Here is a 23949-nt window from a genome sequence, read left to right on the forward strand (position 1 = left end):
CTTACCTGGCTTCCCACTTCACACCGATATAGCCGCTGCGGCCTTCGGTGGCATAGGTTCGGGCCAGCTCATAGCGCTTGTCGGCCAGGTTGTTGACGCGTGCCACCAGGCTCCATTCACGCGTCAGCTGCTTTTGCGCACTCAGATTCCAGAGCGTGTAACCGCCCAGCACGGTCTTGTTGGCCGCATCGTCAAAGCGCTTTCCGGCAGCCTGCATTTCGGCGCCCAGCCTCCAGCCGGCCAGCGTGGTGTCGGCAGACAGATTGGCGTAGCGCTTGGAGCGGCGAGCCAGTTGCAGATCCTTATCGGTATCGCGCGGATCCTGGAAGTCCACCGAACCTTGCAGATTCACCATGGCCAAACGGGTGGTGCCGGCCAGGGTGATGCCTTCGTAACGAGCCTTGGCCACGTTGGCATAGCAGCCGCCGTAAGGGCCGGTATTGCCCGCACAGGAGCCGGTATTGCCTACATAGTTGATGAGATTGGAGACATTGTTGCGATAAAGCGTAGCCGAGAAGCTGTCGCTGCCTTTGCCCCATTTCAGGCCCAGTTCCACATTGCGGCCTTTTTCCGGCGACAGACTGGCATCGCCATATTGGCTGAAGCGCTGATAGAGCGTAGGTGCACGAAAGGCAGTGCCGGCCGATGCGGTTGCGCGCCAGTTGGGCATAAACTCATAGCCGTATGCAGCGCTGCCCGTTGTGTGGCCGCCAAATTCACTGTCGCGGTCATGACGGGCATTGAGCTGCAGCGTGTGCTTGCCAGCATGCAGGCCATAGCCCAGCGCCAGTGCGTTCTGAGAGCGATTGCGGCTGCCGATATCCAGGCCGTTGTTGACCAGCTTGTCCTCACGGCGTTCCAGCGCAGCCGTCACGGTCTGCGCTCCCAGCCGCCATTCGTTCTGGAACAGATAGTTGTGCAAACGCGTATCGGTTTCATAGACACTGGGCTTGGTCTGGTAAAAATCGCGCGACTGCGTGTACTGCAGGCGCGTGCTGTAGACATCGCTCCACTTGGCCAGCCAGTTCAGGCCTACCGCATTCATCTTGTAGATGCTGCGGTCGTCGGCCATGGGGCTGGCCTTGGAGACAGGGGCGTCATAACCCGCGTTCATATAGCTGGTCAGAGCCGTGGCTTCAACACGGTGATTGCTGTTGATCTGGTAGCCCACCCGCCCGTTGAAGGCGTTGCTGCGATAACCATCGGCATCGGGATTGAAGCCCGCAGAGGTCTTGGCATTGAAGCCGTTGCTACTGGCATGCGAAACACCCAGGCTGTAATCCCAGCCGGCCACACCGCCGCTGACGCCGGCCTGCGCCTTTACCGTGCCACGACTGCCCCAGCCCAGGCCCACATAGGGCTTGGCTTTGCCCTCACCCTTTTTGGTAAAGATCTGCACCACGCCGCCCATGGCGTCAGAACCGTAAACAGCCGCTGCCGGGCCACGCAACACTTCAATTCGGTCGATCGCTTCCAGTGGGATGTCCTGCCAGGAGGCTCCGCCCGTGGACTGCGAATCCACTCGCACACCATCGATGTAGACGGCTGTGAAACGCGTGTCGGCACCGCGCAGATAAACGCTGGTGGTCGAGCCGGCGCCGCCGTTGCGCACCATCTGCACACCCGGCAGACGCGAGAGCACATCGGCTACACCCACGGCACCCGCAGTTTCAATCGTTTCACGGCCCACCACCGACATATCGGCCACCAGATCGGACAAAGGCTGCTCGATGCGATTGGCGGTGACCACGGTTTCTTTCATGTGCACCGCATCGGCCTGTGCAGCTGATTGAGCCTGTGCGGCAAACGCCACGGCCAACGCAGATGCCAGAAGAGTGGGACGGAGAACAAACGATGCGCGTGCGCGCGAAGCCACCTGCGCCATGCGCAGGGACGAAGATTGCGGACTCATGGAAAGCACACTTGAATACGCCCACATCAGCCTACCCGCCGACATTGAGCAAACATACCTGCACAGAATGCAGGCAACCCATGTTGGCCGGTATCCGGGCTAGGCGAATCATCCTCTTGCCGGCCTTCCCAGCGCGCAGCGCCAGTGGCCATGGGGAAAAAGGTGGAATGCCGCAGCATTCCATTCGCCGACCGTTGCGGGGGCAGCGCAGGTTCGGTGTGCCAGTGTGTCTGGCCAGCACCTCCCTGCTTCCCGTTGAACTGAGACCACAGAAAAGCGACCTCGAGCACCAACAGGCGCCCATTGTAATGAGCGCCACGCGGCGCAAATCCTTCATTCGGAGTAACCGAGCGCGGCTCAGGTGACGATTTTTTACCTTAAATATGCACTTGAGGTACACAGAACTTGTGCAGCACGCTACGATTTTGAGAGAAATATTGCAGTTTTACGATTGCGGCAGTCAAGCAGCCTGTGCTCCAGCGCAAACTGCTGAATTTGCCTGCACATTTATACTCACCCACGGACTGCAAGACCTACAATGGCAGAGTCTATGACCACCCAGCCCTCTCTTGATCTCATTGCCGAGCGCGTAGAGCGTCTGCTGGTGCGCCACGAGGAACTGCAGCGCACCAACACCCTGCTCACCGATCAGGTCATCGCTCTGACGCAAGAGCGCGATTTGCTGCGTCTGCGCCTGCAGGCCGCACGTGCGCGCGTCGATGCCTTGATCGAACGCCTGCCCGCCAACCAGGGAGAGTGACAGTCGTCACCCTCCATCACCAGACCCGCCACTGACGCCCATGAAGCAGATCGATGTGCAAATCATGCAGCAAAGCTATGTGCTGACCTGCCCCGATGGTCAAGAAGAACGTGTGCAGGAAGCCGTTCGCCGCGTGGACGAAGCCATGACCCGCATCCGCGACAGCGGCAAGGTCCGCTCGCGCGAGCGCGTGGCAGTGCTGGCAGCCCTCAATATGGCTTTCGACGTGCTTGACCGCGATGCCCAGCAAGCCCTTATGGCCAACGCCCAGGCAGAAATGCAGGCGCATGCTCAGGAGCAGTTCGCGCCCCCCGAGATCAATGAGGCCGCCCAGGCTGAACTGCAGCGCCAGCAGGAGCTTGCCGAGCAACTGGTGCTCAAGCTCGATCAGGCACTGGATGCTGACGCCAGGCTGCTCTGATCGGGTAACCTCAGCAGCAAAGCAGTCATGACCTCCGCGCGACTGCCAATACCCGTTAGAATAAAACCGTCTGCAAATCTGCCGGTTTTTATATTTCCTTGAACCAATGCTCAACGAGCATGGGCTTGATAAATCACCTATTGAGCGTGATCGTCTCGCGTCAGATGAACCCAACGATAGGTTGCTCTTGCCCACCTGAACCCCCGGTTCAGGATGACGAGCCGGTGGCATTTGCAGACACCTTTATACATACAAGCTGTTGATTTGCTTGCTTTCCAGCCATGAAGATGGCCTGAAGAATCAAACAAAGCCGAGCAATCGCAGGCAATTGAAATCAACAACTTGTACATCTATCTGGATTGATGATTGGCCCGCGTTGCGGGCCTTTTTCTTGCCCAATAGACTGAAGCCATGCTTGCCGCCACCCTTCTCTGCCTCGTCATCGGCATCTCCGACGGTCGCACCCTGACCGTGCGCTGCGGTGAGCCTGGCGCTTATGAGCAGGTCACGGTCAGGCTGCAGGGCATCGATGCACCCGAGCGCAAGCAGCCATTCGGCGAGAGAGCCCGACAAGCATTGGCTGAGCTGACATTTCTTAAGGAGACCGAACTGCGCTGCACCAAGACAGATCGGTACCAGCGACAGATCTGCTCTGTTTGGGTGACGCCTGCATCGGCACCCAGCGGGCCGCGCACGCTCGATGCCGGCCTGGCCATGATCACCCAAGGCATGGCCCGATGGTACCGCGCCTGTGGCCACGAACAGTCTCCCCAGGCGCGGGGACAGTATGAGTTTGCCGAGCAAGAGGCCATGGCACGCAAAGTCGGGCTGTGGCGTGATCCAGAGCCGGCTGTGCCTTGCAATCGGCCCACTCGCGCGGGTTTCTGCAAACCCTAAGTCGGTTGTCGCCCTAGCGAGCAGATCAGGATTTTCATGTTACTGCCCGCTGCACAGGGCGGATTCAACCGGTCGATGCAACACAAAGCAGCCGCTCCGAAGTGAAAACGCCAGCAAGCGTATGACATGATTCAGCGTCACCCTCGTCGCAGGCATACCCTGCCCCGCGCGCAACGTCTCGCAGGCTGTGCGCCTTCTTGTTTGCCGCTGTCCACACCAACATCCCTCCGCCATGAGCACCGCCATCGCCCTTCAGCCCCGCCCTTTCATGACCGTGGATGTCTTCACGGTCGTGCCCTACCGCGGCAACCCCGTGACTGTAGTGCTCGATGGGCGCGACCTTGACGATGCACAGATGCAAAACTTTGCGCGCTGGACCAACCTGTCCGAGACCACCTTTGTCCTGCCCCCGACGGACGCGGGCCGCGCCCTGGGCGCCGACTATCGAGTGCGCATCTTCACCCCGACTGCCGAAATGCCGTTTGCCGGCTACCCGACGCTGGGCACCTGCCACGCTTGGCTCGCCCAGGGCGGGGTCCCCAAGCATCCAGAGCGCATCGTGCAAGAGTGCGCCAAGGGTCTGATCCCCATCCAGCGCTCGATCCACGGCCTGGCATTCGCCACTCCGGCCCACCAGGCCCTGCCCCTGCCTGACCATTTGCACCTGATCTACGAGGCTCTGGGCATAGACGCAGCCCAGGTGCAGGATGCCGCCTACCTGGACAATGGAGCACAGTGGCTGTGCCTGCTGCTGGACAATACCGACAGCGTTCTCGGCCTGGAGCCCGACTTGGCACGCATCAAGGCCCTGGGCCATAAGGTAGGGGTGGCTGCTCTGTATCGAGCCACCAATGCGATGCCACTGATCGGCAATGCCTGTCAGGAGACACAGGCACAGCTCGAAGTGCGCGCCTTTTCCACCACCGGTGTGGAAGACCCGGTTACCGGCAGCCTGAATGGCAGCCTGGCTCAGTGGCTAATCGCCCAGAAACATATGCAGGCGCCCTACGTGGCAAGCCAAGGGATCCGCGTTGGCCGCAACGGCCGAGTGTCCGTGCAGCAGGATGCACAGCAACAACTGTGGATTGGAGGCCACACAGTCACCTGCATGCAAGGCACGGTCCAACTGTAAGAGCGCCCCCGATCCATGAGGCGTGCACCGACGATCAATGCAGCCAACTTCAGCAGCGCCTCGTGGGCACCAATAGCGACTTGTACAAGTTGGCTGGCAACTTGACCAAGCTTGAAGTCCCCTTGAAGTGAGATGCAATGTACAAGGTGGCATTGCAGATGCCGAACCGGCGTCTGAACGGCTGGGCCGATTGAATCTGTCGCTGTTCGGTCGAGAAGACCGCTGTAACGTTGGTAGCTGGGCCTGAAGTAGGCTCAGCTCGAAAGCACCGCACGAACCAATGCCTCTACGTGGATTTCGACGGTATCAAGGCAGGGAACAGGGCTGTTGCGGTCACTAAGGATCAGCGGCAGTTCAGTGCAGGCGAGTGCTATATGGTCGATACCTTCACGTTGCTGCAAATCCTGAATGATGGCAACGAACTCCTGGCGAGTGTTCTCTTTGACAAGGCCATGCTCAAGTTCGGCCTCGATCTTGGCCTGGATTTGCGCAATCTGATGCTCACTGGGCACGATAACTTGTATGCCCCGATCTTCAAAAGGTGTCTTGAAGAATGTATTCGTCATGGTGAACACGGTACCCAGCAAACCGACTTTTCGCGCGCCTCGCTCCTGTGCCGCGTTGCAGGTGGCATCAATGGCACTCACTATGGGAACCGGCGACAGCGGGAGTATGCGGTCCAGAACGATGTTGGGCGTATTGCCAGTCAAACCCACCATGCCCGCACCACCGGCGGCCAGGCTGTGAATTGCGCCGAGCACATAGTCGGCAAGCTGCTCGAACTCGCGTTCACGACAGAGGCTGAACACCTTGAAAGCGTTGAGGCTTTCGATGGACAGGCGAGGCAGATTCTCCTTGCCCGTCTGTGTCTGAACGCCGTGAATGATCTTTCGGTAATAGGCCACGGTGGACTCCGGGCCGATGCCACCAATGAGGCCGAGTTTCTTCATTTCGCTGTTCCTTGAGGTAATTCCGGGTGGTTGCCCATGGCGACATTCAGCGAGGCCGCTGAATTGCCTGCTGAAACGGTGCCAGCATGTGTTTCGATGAAGCGCCTTAGCAGCATCAACGGCGTTGGTGTCGGACTAACGCCTTGCAGCATGGCTGCTGGATCCAGACCTTCCGCGCGCAGCACTTGCGCTCTTGCATTGATGCAGGCTGCCATGACTTCCGATGTGAACTCTGGATGAAACTGCACGGACACCGCGGTGGGGCTGTATCGGACTATCTGATGGGGATCGTGAGCTGAGCGAGCCAATGCCCTGGCTCCATTGGGCAGGCGCAGGATGGTCTGAAGATGTGTGAGGTGGGCCAGGAAGCGAGGTGGGCATCCGGCAAGCCAGTCGTCCGGCTCAGCAACCGCCAGTTGTTCGATTTCCAGACTCCCCATCTCTCTGCCGTCAGGGTGGTAGTCCACTGCTCCTCCCAGTGCATGAGCCATAAGCTGATGCCCATAGCAAACTCCCATGAGAGGCATCCCCTGTGTCACAGCCTGCCGTATCCATATGGCGGTCGCTTCGCTCCAGGGATGCTGATCGGTCACCATGGACCACGAGCCCGTGATGATCGCCGCACGGTGCTGCCCGGGCTCGGGCAGAGGTTCTCCTTCATACACCTTCACTATGTCCATGGTTTCGGGCCTGCAGCCAGCAGCTACCAGAAACCACTGGGGAAGATCGCCTGCGATGACTCGAATGTCCTCGGGCGGCGTGCCCGCCTGGATCAGCAGCAAAGATTGAGAGTCCACGAGAAATGTAGGAAGGTGGCAATACCTCACACTTTAGTGAAACAAATCCATCATGAATACTGAATTCCAATGATGAGAAAATCTCCAAATGAGAAAGATCGATCTGGAATCGTTGGCGTTCTTCAAGTCTGTTGTGGATACCGGTAGTGTCACCCAGGCTGCCAGGCAGATGAACCGCGTGCAGTCCAATGTCACCACGCGCATCCGCAATCTGGAGGAGCGTCTGGGCGTGCAACTCTTTTTGCGGCATGGCAACCGGCTCAAGCTCTCGGCCGAAGGCGAGGTACTGCGCGGCTACGCCGAACGGATATTGCGACTGTCGTCAGAGGCCGAGTCCGCAATGCTGCTTCGGGCGCCGCAGGGTACGCTGCGACTGGGCACACTGGAGAGCACGGCTGCGGCGCGACTGCCTCCGTTTCTATCCAGGTTTCATGAGCGCTACCCGGATGTATTCATCGAACTGGTTACCGGATCCACATCACGGTTGCTGGACATGGTTCAGCGTTATGAAGTGGATGCAGCGCTGATTTCTGAGCCGTTTACGGCACCGGGACTGGCGACCCAGAAAGCATTTGATGAAGAACTGGTGCTCATCGCCGCACGCTCGGCTACCGGTGTGCTGGATTCGGAACAGTTGTCACGCTGCACAGTGATTGCATTCCCTGCAGGCTGTTCGTACCGTCGAATCCTGGAGGAATGGTTTGCCAGCATCGGAACTGCCCCTCACCGCGTTCTGGAGATGGCGTCCTACCACGCCATCGTGGCCTGCATTGCAGCCGGTACGGGCGTCGGCATCATGCCGCGCTCCATCTTGAGGGCCGTACATGCCGAACCACAGTTGCAAGTGCTTCCGCTGCCCAGACACTATGCAGAAGTGACCACGCATCTGGTCTGGTTGCCACAGCAGGAGTCAGCCTCCACGGAGGCGTTGAGGCAAATGCTGGCCGCCGACCGCCTAAAGAGTTGACCTTAAGCTCTTTGAGCTTAAGCAGCCGCTCCTGGTCGTTTCCGACCAGACACCATGCCGCAGCCGCAGCGGCCTGCTCCGAGTCACTCTCGCCTGACCGATAGGCCGTCGATCAAAATCGTCCACAAGCGCATCTACCGAACTTCTTGCAGCACCTGAAGTCCCACAACAACGATTAGCCCAAGCTCATCAAAGTGCCGCAGGAAGAACTGAGGCAGGCCAACCACGTCAACTCCTTCGACAAGCCCAATGATTTCCCTATTGAAATCGACGCCAACGCCACAGGCGTGATGATTGCGGTCGATGACTGGGATATGCCTTTGGTTGAAGGATGCTGGACTTACCCAGTCAATACTAGGCGATCGGAACCTCCCGGAGTGGCTGGGCGACAAGACCGTGCAGTGTCTAAAGGAAGATCCTTGGAGTGCCTGGTAGGAAATAGCGGCGTTCGCACAGGATGTGGTTCTTACTGCTTAATCACGGCGCCAGCCAAGGCCTCCAGAAGTGTCATCCCCGCCTGCCCACAGCGGCATGCTGCCTGGACCTTGATACGCTCCACGCCCCCATTCATAGCGCATATCACTGCTTCCCATCGTCCGCTGGGCACCTTGCTCTGGCATGTGTCCGGCATCACGCCCCGGCATCATCGAGCAACCCGCCAGCACACTGACTACTGCTGCAATTAAAAGTAGCGCTTTCATGACAACTCCTTGAGAAGAAGGAGTCTTCAAGGCTATTCCTGAGGCGTGTGTCCGCTGTAAATTCTTGTTGAACGGCTACTTTGCTTACCTAATTCATACAACAGTCAGTATTGATGCGCTCTGTTTTTTGAAGCTTTGAAGCCATAAAACTTGGCTGTCTACTTGAGGTCGAGGCTGATCGGTTCTTTCTGGCAGGCTGATGAGCCCTTTGTTCCAGTGAAGGCACTGCGCGACGAATTCGTGTGCCCAGGCACGTATGCCGAGCGGCTGGACGAAAGGACCGTGCAGTGCCTCGAAGCAAAAGCTTGACCCTGCCATTCACCTACATGTTCTGAGCGCCATAGAAGGCACCATCACCTCCGGTCCAAGGACGTCCATTGTCGTCATGCATCCAGCGATCCCGGTCGCCGCTCATATTCATTCCTCCCATCGTCTGGCTGGAACTCTCGGCAGGCATAGACCCGGAACTACGTCCCGGCATCATTGAGCATCCTGCCAGCATGCTGGCAAGTGCCGCGATTAAAAGTAGCGCTTTCATAGCAACTCCTTAAGAACGTGGAGCATTGCAGGCTAGTCTTGCCGCGCGCGCTGCATGTAAGTTCTTGTTGAACTTCCTGTTTGCCTACCCAATTCGTGCACCGTCCCGGCTCAAGCGGGCTTTTTTTGTTTCTGGATCGCAATGTTCAAGAGCATTTACCGCAGTGTTGTAGGTCGGCATGTCGAGTTGAAGGCGCCAGGAAACACTTCTACCGATATAGCCTTCCAATGGCTCTGGGTCGCCTTGCCGTATGCACCGCTAGCGATCAGTTCGACCCAAACTTTGTCAGGTCACTCACCGTAATTTTCCGGGGCCGGAATTCGGGCAAACTGTTATTTGCAACAACCAATCGCACCTTGGCGACCATTAACCGGCAATGGCTCACTCCCCTGAAAAAACACGCGGACCACCCTTGTGGGGCCCTAAGTCTTCATCGCCTCTTGCCAATGAAACTCAGCATTTCGAACGCTGGCGCAAGCGCACATGGCAGTTGCACGCTTCGGTCCTATTGAGCCATCTATATGCCTTCATGCTATTTCTCGGCCACTGCTGGGCAGGCTACGTGCCGTTGCATGCAGTGCTGCTGTATGGGCTCTGGATAGGTGCAGGGATGGCCTTTATCACCTGGGCCTACGCCAGTGGCTGGAGCCAGACTCAGAGTGACCCTGGCTTGTTCTTCTGGCACCAACTGGTCTCGGTTACAGGGGTGCTAGGCTTGCTTGTCGCAGCGCCTCAGGTTGCGTTCCAGGCACTGGTTATGCTTCTAGTCTTCAGTACCGACGGCTTTCTTGCACCGCGGCGTACAAGCTTCTGGATGACCTGGAGCTGCACGCTCATTGCAATTGCACTGGCTGTTTACTGGGTAGGGCCACAGATGCGCATGACCACCGACACCCTCATCGGGCAGTTCCTCACTGTCGGCGTCATGCTCGGAGCAGTCGTCCGATGCAGCGTGCTGGTCACCTACTTTCGTGGCATGCAATATCGACTCAGTGCGAGTAATGAAAAACTGGCCATCGCGCTGAAGCAGATTGAAAACTTGGTGCGCAACGATGACTTGACGGGACTGGAAAACCGCCGAGGGGTCATGGATCGACTGCAACAATGTATTCATGCGGCTCAACGCAGAGACGCCCCGTTTTGCATCGCAATGCTTGACATTGACTTCTTCAAACAGGTCAATGACCGTTACGGTCATGAAGGAGGAGATCAAGTACTTCGAGCCTTTGGACAACTTCTGTCCTCGCAGATTCGTGCAGCCGATTGCGCTGGTCGTTACGGCGGAGAAGAATTTCTTCTGGTGCTCTGTGACACACAACTGGCCCAGGCAGGAGTGTTGCTTGAGAGAATTCGCGAAAGCACAGAAGCACTCCCATGGACACAGTTAGTGCACAAAGATCTGCGAGTGACATGTACGTTGGGTGCGACTCAGTATCGACAGGGAGAAACCGCAGAAGCCCTCATCTCGCGCGCTGATGCTGCTATGTATCGAGGCAAGGCCGCTGGACGCAATCGCGTAGTTCTCGCGTAGATCAAACTTTCGCTAGCCAAGACCCTGAGCCGTCAGATCACTTCCTTGTGAGTGATCATTCCCGCCCACTGCCCACCGCTATCAAGCACATTGCACTTCTTGATGCGGTCATGGACGCCGAGAGCCTTCACGATCGCAGCTTTCCTTGATACAGGAGGTGCCATTGCCAGGGCCAAGCCTTCGCGCCTGACTACCGATCCGATTGAGGCGAAGGGATGCGAAGGCCGCAATGCTCTTGCATTCTTCCGAGCAGCGCCAGCATCACCGGCGCCAAGGCCGCGCCCGGAGATAAAACGTGCCATGCGCACAGCCGTTTTCAACATCCACTTATCGAGCCCTTCCTGCCATGCAGCGGAATTTTGTGCTTGGAAAAGCACATGCACCCGACGCTCATGAATCGCCACTGCCTTGCTGGACTTATTGCAAGAGCAGGTACTGAGGCAGTTTGAATGTTTATGGCCTGGCATCTACGTCGCTGGAGCTCGATCAATATCTCACTACCGATGCATGTGGCATGCTTGGCACCATTCACATTTTTTAACCATGGAGGCTCAATGAAGATGAATATGCCGTGTATCCGCCCTCGTGTGGCAGCCTTGCTACTTGGAGTTTCAGGTCTAGCAGCCATGTCCAGTTCCTGGGCATGCACACGGCTGGTATTTCACGGAGCCAACGGCCAAGTGATCACTGCACGATCCATGGACTGGAAGAGTGACATCGTCAGCAACCTCTGGGTACTGCCGCGAGGCATGCAGCGCACTGGCGAAACCGGCCCCAATACTGTGCGCTGGACGTCCAAGTACGGCAGCGTCATCACTTCAGGCTATGACATTTCCACTACCGACGGGGTCAACGAAGCCGGTCTGAATGCCAACCTTCTATGGCTCGTCGAGTCGCAATACCCTGCATTTGGCACCAATAGCAAGCCAGGCCTATCGATTGCCGCCTGGGCTCAATATGTACTGGACAACTTTGCGACAGTGCAGCAGGCAGTAGCCGCGCTAAGTAAGGAACCATTCACCCTCGTATCCGACACCATGCCCGGTGAAAACCGGCTGACAACCGTACACCTTTCAATCTCCGACGCCAGCGGCGATAGCGCGATCGTGGAATACATCGCGGGCAAGCAAGTCATTCATCATGGTCGCCAATACCAGGTCATGACAAACTCGCCAACCTTCGACCAGCAACTGGCGCTCAATGCATACTGGAAACAGATTGGAGGCACCACAATGCTGCCTGGCACCAACCGTGCAGCAGACCGCTTCGCCCGCGCTTCGTTCTACGTGAACGCAATACCCAAGGATCAAAGCCCGAACAAGGCGCTCGCCAGCGTGTTCAGTGTGATTCGCAATGCCTCTGTTCCTTATGGCCTGAATACGCCGGAGGAGCCCAATATTTCCTCCACACGCTGGCGCACCGTGTTTGATCACGAGCGCAAGCTGTATTTCTTTGAGTCGGCACTGACACCCAACACCTTCTGGGTAGACCTGAAGGCACTGGACTTCAGCAAGGAAAAAGGCAAGGTCATGAAGATCGATCTGGGACCGGACCAGAATCACACTTATTCAGGGGATGCCACTGGCCAATTCAAGGCATCCGAGCCATTTAAATTTCAAGGCATCTGATCATTTCTCAGCCAATGATTCTGCCCTGATACAAACCCGCACCGTGCGGGTTTTTCTTTCTGGAGCGCGATGTATCAGCCAATGCTGGCGGTCCGCCAACCCTGCCTCCGAGTTGCCACTGTCCTACCGCAAAAAGGCGTACCGACCTTATCCACATGCACTCAGCGCACCCCAAAAGACCCCTGACTGACAAGCAAGCAGGAACCCTTCAATGGGCGCGTATCCCTAGTCTCATCAGACGATTTTCCTCAACTCCACCACTTCAAGAATCTGGCTGATGAGTTGCTCGATCTTCAACCGCTGCATCGTCCTTGATGCGCAGATTGGAGTGCAGGAGCATCAAGCCAGACCGAAGAATCTTGATTCGCCTGAATGTTCAGGGTCCCTATCGCAAGGAAGTGGCATGTCGTATACGTTGACTGGTTTTGAAGGCAAAGTGGCCGTGGTCACCGGTGCAGGCCGGATGCGCAGCATCGGTCGCCCCATTGCACTGGCATTGGCGCAAGCGGGTTGTGATGTTGTCCTGACGGGCACGGGCCGCGCCCCCGACACCTATCCGGAAGATGAGCGCAAAGCGCATTGGCGAGATATCGAATCGGTGGCGGATGAAATCCGTCAGCTCGGGCGCCGCGCCCTGCCTGTGGTTTCCGATGTCAGCAATCCAGAGTCCATCGACGCATTGCTTGCACGCACGATTGCAGAATGGGGACGTGTGGATTTTCTGATCAACAACGCGGGTGCAACCCGCGGCGACGACCGCATCCCGGTGACGGAGCTATCCATCGATACATGGCATCGGGTGATGAATGTCAACCTGAACGGAACCTTCTATATGTCTCGTGCGTTCGCAAAACATATGGGGGCACAGGGAGAAGGCGGCGCCATCATCAATATCTCGTCGCTGGCAGCGCAGCTGCTGGCACCCGATACTGGCGCCTACGCCACCACTAAGGTGGCCATCAATGGCCTGACCACCATCATGGCGCGAGAGCTTGGCCCCAAGAAGATTCGCGTGAATGTCGTGGCTCCAGGCATCGTGGAAACAAGTCGCCTGGATGATGTGCCTCGCGGCAAAGTGTGGGACGACATGATCGCCGGCTACATCTCTCTGGGTCGAGCAGGTACCGGCGAAGATATCGCCCACTTGGTCGCATTCCTTTGCAGCGACCAAGGCGAATGGATCACCGGTCAGAACATCTACGTCGACGGCGGCCATCTGCCAACGCCACGACGCCTAACATGAATTAACTGCACTCCAACCGTGAGTCGCATGAGTGGGCTCTGACAAGCCACCTCAAGCAACAAACAGGCTCGCCATCGCGCGAGCTTTTTGCTTCCAGAAACGCCATGCGCACTGCACCATTAAGTCCCTATACCCTCTACAGCCGCTTCGTAAGATACAAAGCGGGCCGCTGCAGCCGCCAAGGCCGAATGGCTTGACGTCCAGATTCAGAAAGCAAGAAAGGTTGCCGCCCGACTCCTTCATGAGCACAGAGAGCCTGGCACAAGACCCGCATCACTCTATCGAGCTTGAATATCACCGACGCGAATGACGACAGGCCCCTGACCTTGATCGTGCTTTGTCGCAGCCAGCCCATGAATTGCTTGCCAATGGGCTCTGTATGCCGCCAAGTTCTGCCCCGCTCCAGCAAGTTCCTTGGCTCTCGTCAGGCGCTCAAGCGCATCGCCACTGATAGCTGCTGATCGAGCCTCACCATTGGTCCTGTACTCAAACACAACCCTGCGCGGGCTCATTTCATACGTTGCACTGGCATCCATTCGATCCATACATGCCTCACTGAATTAATCAGCCATAGTTTAACCATAGCTATCCGCTATGTGGCTTTTACTTTCTGGAGTCCTGCCCTCAACACTCAATCTGGTAAGCGCTGCGGCAGCTGCCATTCATCAATCTCCTCCAGCTTTCAAGAAGGCCAGGGACGAGCGCCGCCCTGCAACCCCTGCCCGTCGCGTGCTTTTCTCATTCGAGGAGCCAAAATGGAAAGCAAGATCTCCGACCATGCCGCAACGCATTGCAAACAACTGCCACCCTGTTCCCCTGCATGCAGCCTGCGCAGGAAACTCAGCCGACAGTGCTCGATGCTCTCGCCTCTGCAGCAAGCGTACTAAGCGACTAACAGAAAGGCTGCGACCGGCATTCGACAGCTCCAGACGTCGGTGGCGCATCTGCCTTCGCATTCAAACCTGGTTTCAACCTTGCAGGCAGCGTCTCCGCCGTGATAGTGCCGACCTTTAAGGCATGACCCAGCCAGTGAATGACGACTTCAAGCGCCATGACTGCGACTCCAACAACCACGAGGCGATGACGGATGTAAGCCCCACGCTGACAACAGCTTCCAGCCAGGCACAAGAAACAGCCCGCTTGCCGGGCCTTTTTTGCCTGTTTTCCGGGCTGGAATCAATGATTGCCCAACCAGGCCACGCTGTTGAGAAAGAGTCGCACCAGTTCGGTCTGACGACGTACCCCGGTCTTGGAGAAGATGGAGCGCAAATGGGCGCGGGCGGTATTGGGTTTGATACCCAAAGCCTCGGCCGCCTCCTCCAAAGACATGCCGTTGCTCAGATGCGTGGCCACTGCTGTCTCTGCAGGAGTCAGATGGAAAAGCTGCTGCGTGAGCTTGACGGGCGGCTCTGCCTTGCCCGTCGTATCACGCAGAAAAACCGCTACGCTGGGACGCTGCTTGCCTTCGGTCCATTCATCGGGAGAGATGCTTTGCACCACCACGCCCCAGTTGAGTTGGCCGGACTGGCGAGTGATGGACATGCCCTCGGTCATGGAGACGCTCTCCAGCTTGGGAGAGAGCAAGGCATCGCGGATCAGACGCTGCAGCCGGCGATTGTCATTGGCATAGACGGCCTCGAGCGCACCGTTGTTGACCCGTATTCCATCGCCCACGTTCAAAATGGTGGTGGCTGCTGGGTTGGCTTCAATCATTTTCCCCGTCTGATCGAGAATGACCACGCCCATCATCAGCTGCGCAGTGGCACGCCCGTATAGCGAAATGACCTGCCGGTCACGATGCAGATTCAGCTGCATGTTCAACACCCGCTTGAGGTGCGGCACCAACATGCGCACCACGTCCAGATGTGTTGACTCGAATGCTCCCGCCGCCGCAGGCCGCGTGATGCGCCAACCATAGGAGCAGCCGTTATCGGTCATGACATCCACTGCCAGAATGTGCTCGATGTCCACCCCCTTGCACCAGTCGGTGTAGTAGCGACAGGAATGCCATTCGGCTTCCGTCATCACATCCGACAGGGTGAGCACCTTGTCCTTGGCGATACCGAGAAACGGGCTCCATTGCGCATAGGGGTCGTAAGGAATGACTTCGGAGCGACCGCTCGATGCTGAAATCACCCAGCCCACATTCTCACCATGAGGGTCGCGCACCACGAGCGAGGCGTAGTTGCCATTGGCGCTTGAGCGCAGCAGCTCCAGAAATACCTTCCAGTTCTGCGGGTCCATGGCTGACTCGTACAGCGCAGTAATCAGTTGACTCAGGGCTTCGGTACCGATGACCGGGACCTGTTCCGGCGACGAAGCTGCCTCAGGCTCCACGGCATACGGAACGGGAAAGCCGGTGACGGCCTGAAGAGTATCCGAGCGATAGTTGTAGAAATCAAAAGTTGCGTAATCGCTTTTGGGCATCTGCTGTCTCAAAAAATCCGGCCCATCAAATACCGCACAGTTACTCAACTCTGCGCGCGTTCTTCATTGATGCACGCACCCGGAAGTCGGCCCAAGAAATGCCTTGATTTTGCTGAATCCCCACAAACTGCGCATCGTCAAATCAGACGATAGGAAACCTAGCAAAAAAGCATGCCCTCCAACTATTGCAGACCTGCAATATGAATACCACTGGCATCGTCATCCGACGAATACGGCTGAGCTCTCGGCTCCTGCTCGGATGCACCCTGCTCCAAGCGCTTTCGGAATTGCTCCGCAGGCAAGGCTGGCGAGCACAGATAGCCCTGAAAGTAGTCACCCTGTAACTGCTCAATTGCCTGGCATTGCTCCTGCGTTTCCACTCCTTCTGCCACAAGTTCCACACCCAATGCCTGCCCCATGCTGATGATGGCGCCCACAATGGCCTTGTCTCCCGCATCGTGCGGCAGGCCGCGCACAAAACTCTGGTCGATCTTGATCTTGGAGATCGGCAGTTTTTTCAAATAAGCCAAGCTCGAATAACCGGTACCGAAGTCGTCAATGACCAGACCCACGCCCAGCTCTGCGATCTGGTGCACGCGCAAAGCCATTTCCTGCGCTTCCTGCAGCAAAATGCTCTCGGTCAGTTCCAGCTCCAGCCACTGTGCCGGCAAGCCGCTGGCTTCCAGCACATATTTGAGGCGATCCACAAAGTCCGGCTGCCTGAACTCCAGCGCGGAGACATTCACCGATACCTTGACAGGCATGTCCATAGCCAGCCAGCGCGCCGCCTCTTGTACTGATTGCTCCAGCACCCAGGCATCCAGCGCAACCACATAGCCGGACTCCTCCGCCAAGGGAATGAAGGCTGCAGGAGAAATCACCCCCAGCTCGGGGTCCGTCCATCGAAGCAAGGCCTCTGCCGCCACAATGCGACCCGAACGGATATGTACCTGTGGCTGAAAGTGCACGGCCATATGCCCCTTGTCCAGCGCCTGGCGCATGGCATGCTCCAGCTTCATGCGCGAGAGCAGACCCGCACTCATTTGCGGCTGGTAGAAACTGAAATTGCCGCGTCCACGCTCCTTGACACGATACATGGCGATATCGGCCTGACGAATCAGCTCGTCCAGCGTCAAACCATCCGCCGGAAATTGCGCAGCCCCAATGCTGCACTGAACGGAAAAGCCCAGGCCGTCAAGCATGAAGGGCTGGCGCATTTCGTCCAGAATACGGGCAGCCACGGCCGAAGCCCCTTCCCCCGTGCAATCATGCAGATAGAGAACAAATTCGTCCCCGCCCTGACGGCACAGCACATCCGCAGGGCGCAGCAGTCCGCTCAGCCGCTGAGCAACCAGCTTGAGCACCCGGTCGCCGAAGTCATGGCCCAATGAATCGTTGATGATCTTGAAACGATCCAGATCCAGAAACAGAATGCTGAAGGGCTGCTGTGTGAAGCGCGCAGCAGTGATTGCGGCTTGCACGTGACGGCTCAAACTCAGGCGATTGGGCAGCCCTGTCAACGCATCACTGTAAGCCAGCTGCTCAATCTGCTTTTGGGCACTGCGCTGCATGGTCATGTCGCGCATAAAGCCAATGCTTTGTACCAGACGCCCATAGCCGTCACGCAATGCCACCCAGGACAGCCAGACCGCGCAGCGCTGACCTTCACTCTGCTTGAGCCAAAGATTGCCCTCCCAGAAGCTGCCCACATCCCAGCGCGCAGCGGCCAGCTCCAGCAGGTCGGACACAGGCCCTCCCTCGGACTCGAACAGAGTCCAGGCAGCGAGCCCCAGCACCGCCTTGCCATGCAGCAACTGCCCGCCGGCCGGATTGACCTGAACGATGACACCATTGGCATCGGCAATGAAGATACCGTCCAGGCTGGACTCGAACACTCTTGCAGCCAGACGTAGTTCTGTCGCCGAGCTGGATTCCACCGTGATGTCTCGATAGGAGTAGATACGCCCTATCGCCACACCGCGACTGAGCTGAGGCACGGAGCGACGCTCCAGCACCCTGCCACTGAGCAGCTGCAGTACCTCCGAGGTTTCAGGAGCCGACAGATCCTGCGCATCCTGCAGAAGAGTGAACTGACTCTCGCTGCTGATGGTCTGCGCTTCCAGATGGGCAAAGACGGCCGCATCATCTCGCTGCACGAGCAGTGGTTCGGGTAGTTGCCACAGCTCCGCGAAACGGTGATTGAATGCCCGAATGCCGCCGCGCAGATCACAGACCAGCATGCCATCTGCAGCGGACTCAAGCGTCGCCCGCAACTCTGCAAGCAGCATGTCCAGTTCGCTCTCGTGCCGCAACTGCTCGCTGCGGTCGAGCATGGTGAGCATCAACCAGCGCGGATTCAGGGCGATGGAGCCCACCCCCATCTCCACAGCTGTCAATGAACCATTGGCTGTACAGATTTCTGTGAGAAATTTCGCCCCGCCCACCCAGTTTGAGGCATCCTGCCAGAACGCCTTTTGCACCAGGGAGGCGCACAGCACATCGACATACTGCTCCTGCGCCTGCTCGGGCGTGTAGCCCGTGAGCTGCATACTGGCTGCATTGGCATGCACGACACGCAATGTCTGCGCATCCAGCAGCCAGACCGCCTCCTGCAAACCATCGAGCATGGAGGCAAGCAGAGGGTCAATCAGAAAACTCTGCTGCAAAGTCACGCGAGGTCTTTCTCGGCAGCAGGTGCTGCAGAACTGTCAAAAAAGTAGCAAAGACGCCTTTGCGGCTGTAAAGCTTCTAACGCATTTCGAGAAAGCTGATTTCGCGTCAAGCCCCGGCGAATACCCAAACCCACATATTCAAGCAAATCTACGAACCGCAGCTTCTGCGGCGCCTGCATGTCATAGGTCAGCACCTTCGGCTTGAGCGACTGGCTGGTGTTGACAGACACCACCACGCCCATCCGCCCATCGCTTAGTTCCACCAAAGAGCCCGGTGGATAGACCCCCAAGGTCTGCACGAATGCCTTGAGCACATCGGGCGCATACCGCTGGCGATACTGTCCGTACAGTGCAGCCATGGCTTCATGAGGCGTCATTTCGTTGCCTTGCAGTGGCAGATTGCACAAGCGCTCAAAATTATTGACCAGCGCCAGGATCTGTCCGGCAATGTCCATATCTTCGGCCAGCAAGCCAAGTGGAAAGCCTGACCCATCGGCCCATTCATGATGCTGGGCGATGGCCGTCGTGACGGAAGGAGGATAGCCCATGGTTAGAGCCAATGCCACCGACTCTCCGACATGACGTGCATACACGGTCTCTCGCAGTGGCGTGCGGCCCGTGCCCTGATTCAGTGCATTGGCCGATGCGGAAATCTCAAGCCCCGGCTTGCCGATGTCATGCAACAGGGCCGCCGTGCCCAGATCCTTCAATACGTCATCGCACAGGCCCAGCGTCTTACCCAGCAACAGGCTCAGCACGGAGACATTAACACCATGAACGCCAAAGGTGGCGCCCCCCGTATCCGCGAGCAGATGCAAACTCAGATCACGAGCCTGCGCCAGTTTGACGACTTGCTGTGCAACCAGCATATCCGTCGTTGTCCGCGCCTTCTCGGGGTTGACAGGCAACAAGGCCTGCACGTCATCAAATACGGAAACCGCGCCCAGAAACCTGGACTGCACGCCCAAAATACTGTTACGCCAGGCATGCGCATCGTTCTCGGGGGGGGCAGGAGCGGGTTGAGGGTCTGCTGTCGGAGGCGCTGCCGCTTCCTCCAGATCGCTTCTCGATAGATCGACCTGAACTGCCTTGAGCTTCAGGGTCCTGAGTGTCTGCAACTGCTCGTCATTGACAATCTTGAAGCTGCTGACGGGAAACGGATGGCGCAACCAGCCGGTCTCCAGATGGACATACATGCCGATACGCAGTTGTCCGATATCAATAGCAACGAAACGATTCACTTTGGGCGCTACACACAAGATGAGACATTATTCCGCAGTTCCATGACTGCTCAAGCATGACTAGGGTCTGTTGGGATGCAAACAGCGTCAACAACCCCCTCTTGTGTGACTTATCGGCACCAAAGACTGGGTTTGTAGACCAGGTCCATCCACAAAGCCCAACTCGCAACGCCAATCAGCATCAGACCTGCAACTCTGGTGCCCCACCTGGCCCGCAATGCATTGACATGCGACTGCCCCAGTTGCCACAGCCAGGGCCCCGCCAGCAACCACAGTGCACCACCAACGGCAAAGGCAGCCATGGACAAAGCACCTTGCCAGGCGCCGCCACTCAGGGCCGCCACCAACACCGCCGAATACAGCAAACCACAAGGCATCAGTGCCCAGGCAAAGCCCGCTGCCAGACTGCCGCCCGGCGCGGTGACCCAGGGCTGAACCCTGGCCCAGACGGAACGCCCCGCCCTCTCCAGCCAGGCTGGCTGCCGCGCCTGCACCACCATGGCCAACCCCCAGGCCATGACCGCCACATGCATCAGCGTCCAAAGTCTCTGCAATGCCGTTGTCTGACTGGTCAGCCAGGCCAGACTTTCCATGGCCACGGCCGCGATCCCGCCCAGCAGGGCATAGGCAGCGATGCGCCCCAGATGAAACAGGCTGGTACGCAGCCATTGGCGTTTTTGCAGGCCGAGCACGACAACTGGCTGCCCGCCGCCGACAGGCTTCGCTGCTGTGACCACACTGCAGGGGGCAGCGCACATCACAAGACAATGGGGCCCACCCACGAGCCCCATGATCAAAGCAGTCCAGACCAGCGAAAACAACATGCGCTAGATGATGCGCGAAAAGCGGGCGCGGTTCCGGTCGGCCTGCAAATATCGGTCAAACAGCATGGCTACTCCGCGCACAAAAAACCAGCCCAGGCCAGTGACCTTGAAGCCCTCGACGGACAGCTCGACCAAGCCATTGCGCTGCATCTCTGCCAGCGCATCCAGCTCCGCAGCGAAGTACTCGCGGAAATTGATAAGCCAGGCCTGCTCCATGGGCTCATACAGGACGGAGCCCTGGCACATGATGGACATGATGACGGCTCTGCGCACCAGATCGTCACGCGAAAGCGCCAGTCCGCGCTGCACGGGCAGCATGCCTCCATCGACGGCATCGTAGTACTCTTCAAGAGTCTTGACGTTCTGGCTGTAGGTCGCACCCACCTTGCCGATAGCCGATACGCCCAGTGCAATCAGATCGCAATCAGGCTGGGTGCTGTAGCCCTGAAAGTTGCGATGCAGGCGCCCCTGGCGCTTGGCAATGGCCAGAGAGTCGTCAGGCAGCGCAAAGTGGTCCATGCCTACATAGACATAGCCGCCATCCATGAATGCATCAATTGCGCCGGAGAGCATGTTCAGCTTGTCCTGTCCCATGGGCAGGTCTGCCGATTCGATACGCCTTTGCGGCTTGAAACGCTCGGGCAGATGCGCATAGGCATACAGTGCAATGCGATCGGGGCGCAGCTCATTGACCTGTGCCAGCGTGCGCGCAAAAGACTCGGGCGTCTGCCTGGGCAGCCCGTAGATCAGGTCCACATTGATGGAGACAAAGCCCAGGCGGCGCGCCTCGGCCACCAACGAAAAGACTTGCTCGGCGGGCTGCTCGCGGTGCACCGCTTTCTGCACCGCGGGATCAAAGTCCTGCACGCCAAAGCTCAGGCGATTGAACCCCATGTCCTTGAGAGCTCTCAGCCGCTCGTTGCTGACGGTGCGCGGATCGACCTCGATGGAGTACTCGCCCGCGGGATCCAGCTTGAAATGTTCACGCATCAAAACCATCAGCTGCTGCAACTCGGCATCGCTGAAGAAGGTCGGTGTGCCTCCGCCCAGATGCAGCTGGCTTACGAGCTGACCTTTGCCGCAATGCTCGGTATGCATGGCCAGCTCGCGGCTCAGGTAGTCCAGATACTCGGCAGCCTTCTCGTGATGCTTGGTCACGATCTTGTTGCAGGCGCAGTAATAGCAAAGCGACTCACAGAACGGCACATGCACATAAACGGACAGGGGCAAAGCACGCGAGCCAGAATGCGTCTTGCGCTGCTTGAGTGCCAGTATGTAGTCGTCTGCACCAAAAGCCTCAACAAAACGGTCGGCTGTTGGGAACGATGTGTAGCGTGGGCCGGGGATATCAAAGCGGCTCAGCAACTCAGGCGTGACTGCGGTCATAACTGGGAGTTAGGGTGCGCCCACACTCTGTATAGAGCAGATTTCAATGGAAATCAGATCCTGAAAATCATGCCCAAAATAGGCAAAAGCGCATGTTTTTGAACGAATACAGGCAATGTGCCCCAAGGCAATCACCCTGTCCTTGATGAAAATCAAGAGACCTCAAGGCAAGTGCTGCGACAATTTGATCCATCTCATCTTCAACCACGAGGTCAATGACCAGCGCGACTCTCCACTCTGTGTCTGTCTGCGCCGTTGCAAAAAGCCCATGAATCTTCAGACCATCAAAGCATCCTGCTCCAACTGCAATCTGCGTGAACTGTGCATGCCCATGGGCCTGGACGATGAACAAATGGAGCGCATTGACGAGATTGTGGCCACGCGCCGCAAGGTCAAGCGCGGCGGGCTGCTGTTTCGCAATGGCGAAGAGTTCACCTCGCTGTATGCCATTCGAACCGGCTTCTTCAAGACCAGCGTGGCCACCGAAGACGGACGCGATCAGGTCACAGGCTTTCAGATGGCTGGCGAAATCATTGGTCTGGACGGCATCGTCAACGACCACCACACTTGTGATGCCGTGGCCCTGGAAGACGCCGAGGTCTGTGTCATGCCGTTTGACAAACTGGAGCAGCTCTCGCGCGAGGTCACGGCCCTGCAGAACCATGTGCACAAGGTCATGAGCCGCGAAATCGTGCGCGAGCATGGCGTGATGCTGCTGCTGGGCAGCATGCGTGCCGAGGAGCGCCTGGCGGCCTTTGTGTTGAACCTGGTCCAGCGCCTGTCGGCACGCGGCTTTTCCAAGTCGGAACTGGTGCTGCGCATGACGCGCGAAGAAATCGGCAGTTACCTGGGCCTCAAGCTCGAGACCGTGAGCCGCACCTTCTCCAAATTTGCAGAGGAAGGCATCGTGGAAGTCAAGCAGCGCCACCTGCGCATCCTGGATACCGAGGCGCTCAAACGCATCGTCAACAGCCAGCAATGCCAGAGCTGAACCGATTCGACAGACACTCTCAAGACAAAGCCCGCGGACAGCGGGCTTTTTTATCTGGGCGAGTTACTCGGGCAGAGGCTCGGAAACGATGCCGCCATTGAGATCGCTGACGGAGCGCCCCAGCATCACCGTCATCGCACCTCCAATCAGCGTCACGACCCAGAAGGCAAAAAAAGCGACCGTATAGATGGCCTGGCGCGACCAGTCCAGTGGGGAGCCCAGCCAGTGCACATCCAGCGGGTCCACAAAAGCGAAAACCACCATCTCCATGATTGCCGCCGCCAGAAAGGCCGGCCAGACAATCCACATCCAGCGTCGAGCATCCATCCTGATTCTCCTTGGGCTGTGGGCTTGGTCATATTTTGCACAACAGTGGTGACCGTTCATGCAGGACTGCGGGCATGCACCGTGGCGGGAAACCCTGAACCACTCTCTTTTCAGTAGCATCCTGCGCCATCTGGATATCAAAAAACCATTTACTTCTACATCAACGTTAGGCGGAGCATTCGCAACACGCTCTGATTTTGATATCGGCAACAAAAAAGGCCGCAAAAGCGACCTTGGCGGAGCAAGCGCCGGAGCGCTCAGCGATCCAGCGGATGGTCCTTGGCTGGCGTGGCCGCATGATTGCGACCGGTGACTGCTGGGGCCAGGCTTTTTTCACTTTCGCTCAGGCGCTGGTTGATTTCCATGCCATGGCGGTAGTAGTCAGGGTCAATCACGGGATCGGGCCTGCTCAGTGCGATGTATGCGGTGACAAAGCCGGCAATCACCACGATCACCGGGCCGGCGATGATGAGCCAGACATGGGCAAACTTCCACCAGGGCTTGCCGTCCTCGGGGTGGATGATCTTGGCCGTTTGCGAGACCTTGGCTTGTGCTGCCGACATGATGAAACCTCTTTCCAAAATTCTGACCACCCGAGCACGCA

The 23949-nt window shown here is 57.7% G+C and carries 21 protein-coding genes and 1 riboswitch; of the genes, 9 read left to right on the plus strand and 12 right to left on the minus strand.

The window, feature by feature from the left end; genetic code table 11:
* Window position 1: 1 nt before the first annotated feature.
* Window positions 2-1912 carry a TonB-dependent receptor domain-containing protein gene (locus tag Cth01_RS09690; protein WP_045839047.1) on the minus strand — a complete coding sequence of 637 codons (1911 nt, stop codon included), beginning with the start codon at window positions 1910-1912 and terminating at the stop codon, window positions 2-4.
* Window positions 1913-1980: 68 nt separating this feature from the next.
* A riboswitch (cobalamin riboswitch) is annotated at window positions 1981-2221 on the minus strand.
* Between the two features lie 241 nt (window positions 2222-2462).
* Between Cth01_RS09690 and Cth01_RS09695 the strand changes: the two genes are divergently transcribed.
* The 4 genes from Cth01_RS09695 to Cth01_RS09710 all read left to right on the plus strand — a co-directional run bounded on the left by Cth01_RS09695 (window position 2463) and on the right by Cth01_RS09710 (window position 5122).
* A complete protein-coding gene (locus tag Cth01_RS09695) occupies window positions 2463-2672 on the plus strand; it encodes a hypothetical protein (protein ID WP_003063053.1) in 210 nt (69 codons plus the stop codon).
* 40 nt (window positions 2673-2712) lie between these two features.
* Window positions 2713-3093, plus strand: a complete 381-nt coding sequence (locus Cth01_RS09700; RefSeq protein WP_034377466.1) for a cell division protein ZapA — start codon at window positions 2713-2715, stop codon at window positions 3091-3093.
* A 411-nt stretch (window positions 3094-3504) separates the two neighbouring features.
* Window positions 3505-3990, plus strand: coding sequence for a thermonuclease family protein (locus Cth01_RS09705; RefSeq protein ID WP_045839048.1), 486 nt, complete (start codon window positions 3505-3507; stop codon window positions 3988-3990).
* Window positions 3991-4222: 232 nt separating this feature from the next.
* Complete coding sequence (locus Cth01_RS09710) at window positions 4223-5122, plus strand: PhzF family phenazine biosynthesis protein (RefSeq protein ID WP_045839049.1); 900 nt, start codon at window positions 4223-4225, stop codon at window positions 5120-5122.
* Window positions 5123-5376: 254 nt separating this feature from the next.
* On the opposite strand, the gene Cth01_RS09715 is transcribed toward Cth01_RS09710, so the two are convergent.
* Window positions 5377-6072 (minus strand): aspartate/glutamate racemase family protein, encoded by a 696-nt coding sequence (locus Cth01_RS09715; protein ID WP_045839050.1) that lies wholly within the window; start codon window positions 6070-6072, stop codon window positions 5377-5379.
* Window positions 6069-6869, minus strand: a complete 801-nt coding sequence (locus tag Cth01_RS09720) for a glutamine amidotransferase (protein ID WP_233425141.1) — start codon at window positions 6867-6869, stop codon at window positions 6069-6071. Before Cth01_RS09720 ends, Cth01_RS09715 begins: the two co-directional genes overlap by 4 nt.
* 88 nt (window positions 6870-6957) lie before the next feature.
* On the opposite strand from Cth01_RS09720, the gene Cth01_RS09725 reads away from it, so the two are divergent.
* On the plus strand, window positions 6958-7836 hold the full coding sequence (locus tag Cth01_RS09725) for a LysR family transcriptional regulator (protein WP_034377461.1): 879 nt from the start codon (window positions 6958-6960) through the stop codon (window positions 7834-7836).
* Window positions 7837-8309: 473 nt separating this feature from the next.
* Here Cth01_RS09725 and Cth01_RS09730 read toward each other — a convergent pair whose 3' ends face one another.
* Window positions 8310-8567, minus strand: coding sequence for a hypothetical protein (locus Cth01_RS09730; protein WP_233425142.1), 258 nt, complete (start codon window positions 8565-8567; stop codon window positions 8310-8312).
* An 884-nt stretch (window positions 8568-9451) separates the two neighbouring features.
* Between Cth01_RS09730 and Cth01_RS09735 the strand changes: the two genes are divergently transcribed.
* Window positions 9452-10606: a GGDEF domain-containing protein gene (locus tag Cth01_RS09735; protein WP_233425143.1), complete on the plus strand. Its 1155-nt coding sequence runs from the start codon at window positions 9452-9454 to the stop codon at window positions 10604-10606.
* A gap of 32 nt (window positions 10607-10638) precedes the next feature.
* Here the strand turns inward: Cth01_RS09735 and Cth01_RS09740 are convergent, their stop codons facing one another.
* Window positions 10639-11010, minus strand: coding sequence for a hypothetical protein (locus Cth01_RS09740; protein WP_139032059.1), 372 nt, complete (start codon window positions 11008-11010; stop codon window positions 10639-10641).
* Between the two features lie 150 nt (window positions 11011-11160).
* On the opposite strand from Cth01_RS09740, the gene Cth01_RS09745 reads away from it, so the two are divergent.
* A complete protein-coding gene (locus tag Cth01_RS09745; RefSeq protein ID WP_034394203.1) occupies window positions 11161-12234 on the plus strand; it encodes a linear amide C-N hydrolase in 1074 nt (357 codons plus the stop codon).
* Window positions 12235-12637: 403 nt separating this feature from the next.
* The gene (locus Cth01_RS09750) at window positions 12638-13477 is read left to right on the plus strand and encodes an SDR family NAD(P)-dependent oxidoreductase (protein WP_045839053.1); all 840 of its coding nucleotides are present in this window, start codon (window positions 12638-12640) and stop codon (window positions 13475-13477) included.
* Between the two features lie 1176 nt (window positions 13478-14653).
* Here Cth01_RS09750 and Cth01_RS09760 read toward each other — a convergent pair.
* The 5 genes from Cth01_RS09760 to hemN form a co-directional block, all read right to left on the minus strand.
* Window positions 14654-15904, minus strand: coding sequence for a helix-turn-helix transcriptional regulator (locus Cth01_RS09760; RefSeq protein WP_045839054.1), 1251 nt, complete (start codon window positions 15902-15904; stop codon window positions 14654-14656).
* Window positions 15905-16086: 182 nt separating this feature from the next.
* Window positions 16087-18576 (minus strand): sensor domain-containing protein, encoded by a 2490-nt coding sequence (locus Cth01_RS09765; protein ID WP_012837932.1) that lies wholly within the window; start codon window positions 18574-18576, stop codon window positions 16087-16089.
* Window positions 18573-19817 (minus strand): HD-GYP domain-containing protein, encoded by a 1245-nt coding sequence (locus Cth01_RS09770; RefSeq protein ID WP_072248231.1) that lies wholly within the window; start codon window positions 19815-19817, stop codon window positions 18573-18575. The genes Cth01_RS09765 and Cth01_RS09770 overlap by 4 nt, the downstream gene beginning before the upstream one ends.
* A 110-nt stretch (window positions 19818-19927) precedes the next feature.
* Window positions 19928-20641, minus strand: a complete 714-nt coding sequence (locus tag Cth01_RS09775) for a sulfite exporter TauE/SafE family protein (RefSeq protein ID WP_034351810.1) — start codon at window positions 20639-20641, stop codon at window positions 19928-19930.
* A 3-nt stretch (window positions 20642-20644) separates the two neighbouring features.
* Window positions 20645-22027: an oxygen-independent coproporphyrinogen III oxidase gene (gene hemN, locus Cth01_RS09780; protein WP_034351809.1), complete on the minus strand. Its 1383-nt coding sequence runs from the start codon at window positions 22025-22027 to the stop codon at window positions 20645-20647.
* A gap of 268 nt (window positions 22028-22295) precedes the next feature.
* Between hemN and fnr the strand changes: the two genes are divergently transcribed.
* A complete protein-coding gene (fnr, locus tag Cth01_RS09785; protein ID WP_034369963.1) occupies window positions 22296-23018 on the plus strand; it encodes a fumarate/nitrate reduction transcriptional regulator Fnr in 723 nt (240 codons plus the stop codon).
* Window positions 23019-23081: 63 nt separating this feature from the next.
* Here fnr and Cth01_RS09790 read toward each other — a convergent pair whose 3' ends face one another.
* Together Cth01_RS09790 and Cth01_RS09795 are read right to left on the minus strand one after the other, a co-directional pair.
* Entirely contained in the window at window positions 23082-23345 is a 264-nt protein-coding gene (locus Cth01_RS09790) for a hypothetical protein (protein WP_003080436.1), read from the minus strand.
* Between the two features lie 257 nt (window positions 23346-23602).
* Window positions 23603-23908 (minus strand): FixH family protein, encoded by a 306-nt coding sequence (locus Cth01_RS09795; RefSeq protein ID WP_003063123.1) that lies wholly within the window; start codon window positions 23906-23908, stop codon window positions 23603-23605.
* Window positions 23909-23949: the final 41 nt, after the last annotated feature.

This window comes from Comamonas thiooxydans (assembly GCF_000964545.1).
In the GTDB taxonomy this organism is placed as follows: domain Bacteria; phylum Pseudomonadota; class Gammaproteobacteria; order Burkholderiales; family Burkholderiaceae_C; genus Comamonas; species Comamonas thiooxydans.

Bases quoted from the DNA above. Each gene is read 5' to 3' on its own strand.
- Cth01_RS09745 (WP_034394203.1), top strand. From the start codon at position 11,161: ATGAAGATGAATATGCCGTGTATCCGCCCTCGTGTGGCAGCCTTGCTA.
- Cth01_RS09705 (WP_045839048.1), top strand. From the start codon at position 3,505: ATGCTTGCCGCCACCCTTCTCTGCCTCGTCATCGGCATCTCCGACGGT.
- Cth01_RS09690 (WP_045839047.1), bottom strand. From the start codon at position 1,912: ATGAGTCCGCAATCTTCGTCCCTGCGCATGGCGCAGGTGGCTTCGCGC.
- Cth01_RS09775 (WP_034351810.1), bottom strand. From the start codon at position 20,641: ATGTTGTTTTCGCTGGTCTGGACTGCTTTGATCATGGGGCTCGTGGGT.
- Cth01_RS09700 (WP_034377466.1), top strand. From the start codon at position 2,713: ATGAAGCAGATCGATGTGCAAATCATGCAGCAAAGCTATGTGCTGACC.
- Cth01_RS09750 (WP_045839053.1), top strand. From the start codon at position 12,638: ATGTCGTATACGTTGACTGGTTTTGAAGGCAAAGTGGCCGTGGTCACC.
- hemN (WP_034351809.1), bottom strand. From the start codon at position 22,027: ATGACCGCAGTCACGCCTGAGTTGCTGAGCCGCTTTGATATCCCCGGC.
- Cth01_RS09710 (WP_045839049.1), top strand. From the start codon at position 4,223: ATGAGCACCGCCATCGCCCTTCAGCCCCGCCCTTTCATGACCGTGGAT.
- Cth01_RS09760 (WP_045839054.1), bottom strand. From the start codon at position 15,904: ATGCCCAAAAGCGATTACGCAACTTTTGATTTCTACAACTATCGCTCG.
- Cth01_RS09725 (WP_034377461.1), top strand. From the start codon at position 6,958: ATGAGAAAGATCGATCTGGAATCGTTGGCGTTCTTCAAGTCTGTTGTG.
- Cth01_RS09735 (WP_233425143.1), top strand. From the start codon at position 9,452: ATGGCTCACTCCCCTGAAAAAACACGCGGACCACCCTTGTGGGGCCCT.
- Cth01_RS09790 (WP_003080436.1), bottom strand. From the start codon at position 23,345: ATGGATGCTCGACGCTGGATGTGGATTGTCTGGCCGGCCTTTCTGGCG.
- Cth01_RS09715 (WP_045839050.1), bottom strand. From the start codon at position 6,072: ATGAAGAAACTCGGCCTCATTGGTGGCATCGGCCCGGAGTCCACCGTG.
- Cth01_RS09695 (WP_003063053.1), top strand. From the start codon at position 2,463: ATGACCACCCAGCCCTCTCTTGATCTCATTGCCGAGCGCGTAGAGCGT.
- Cth01_RS09795 (WP_003063123.1), bottom strand. From the start codon at position 23,908: ATGTCGGCAGCACAAGCCAAGGTCTCGCAAACGGCCAAGATCATCCAC.
- fnr (WP_034369963.1), top strand. From the start codon at position 22,296: ATGAATCTTCAGACCATCAAAGCATCCTGCTCCAACTGCAATCTGCGT.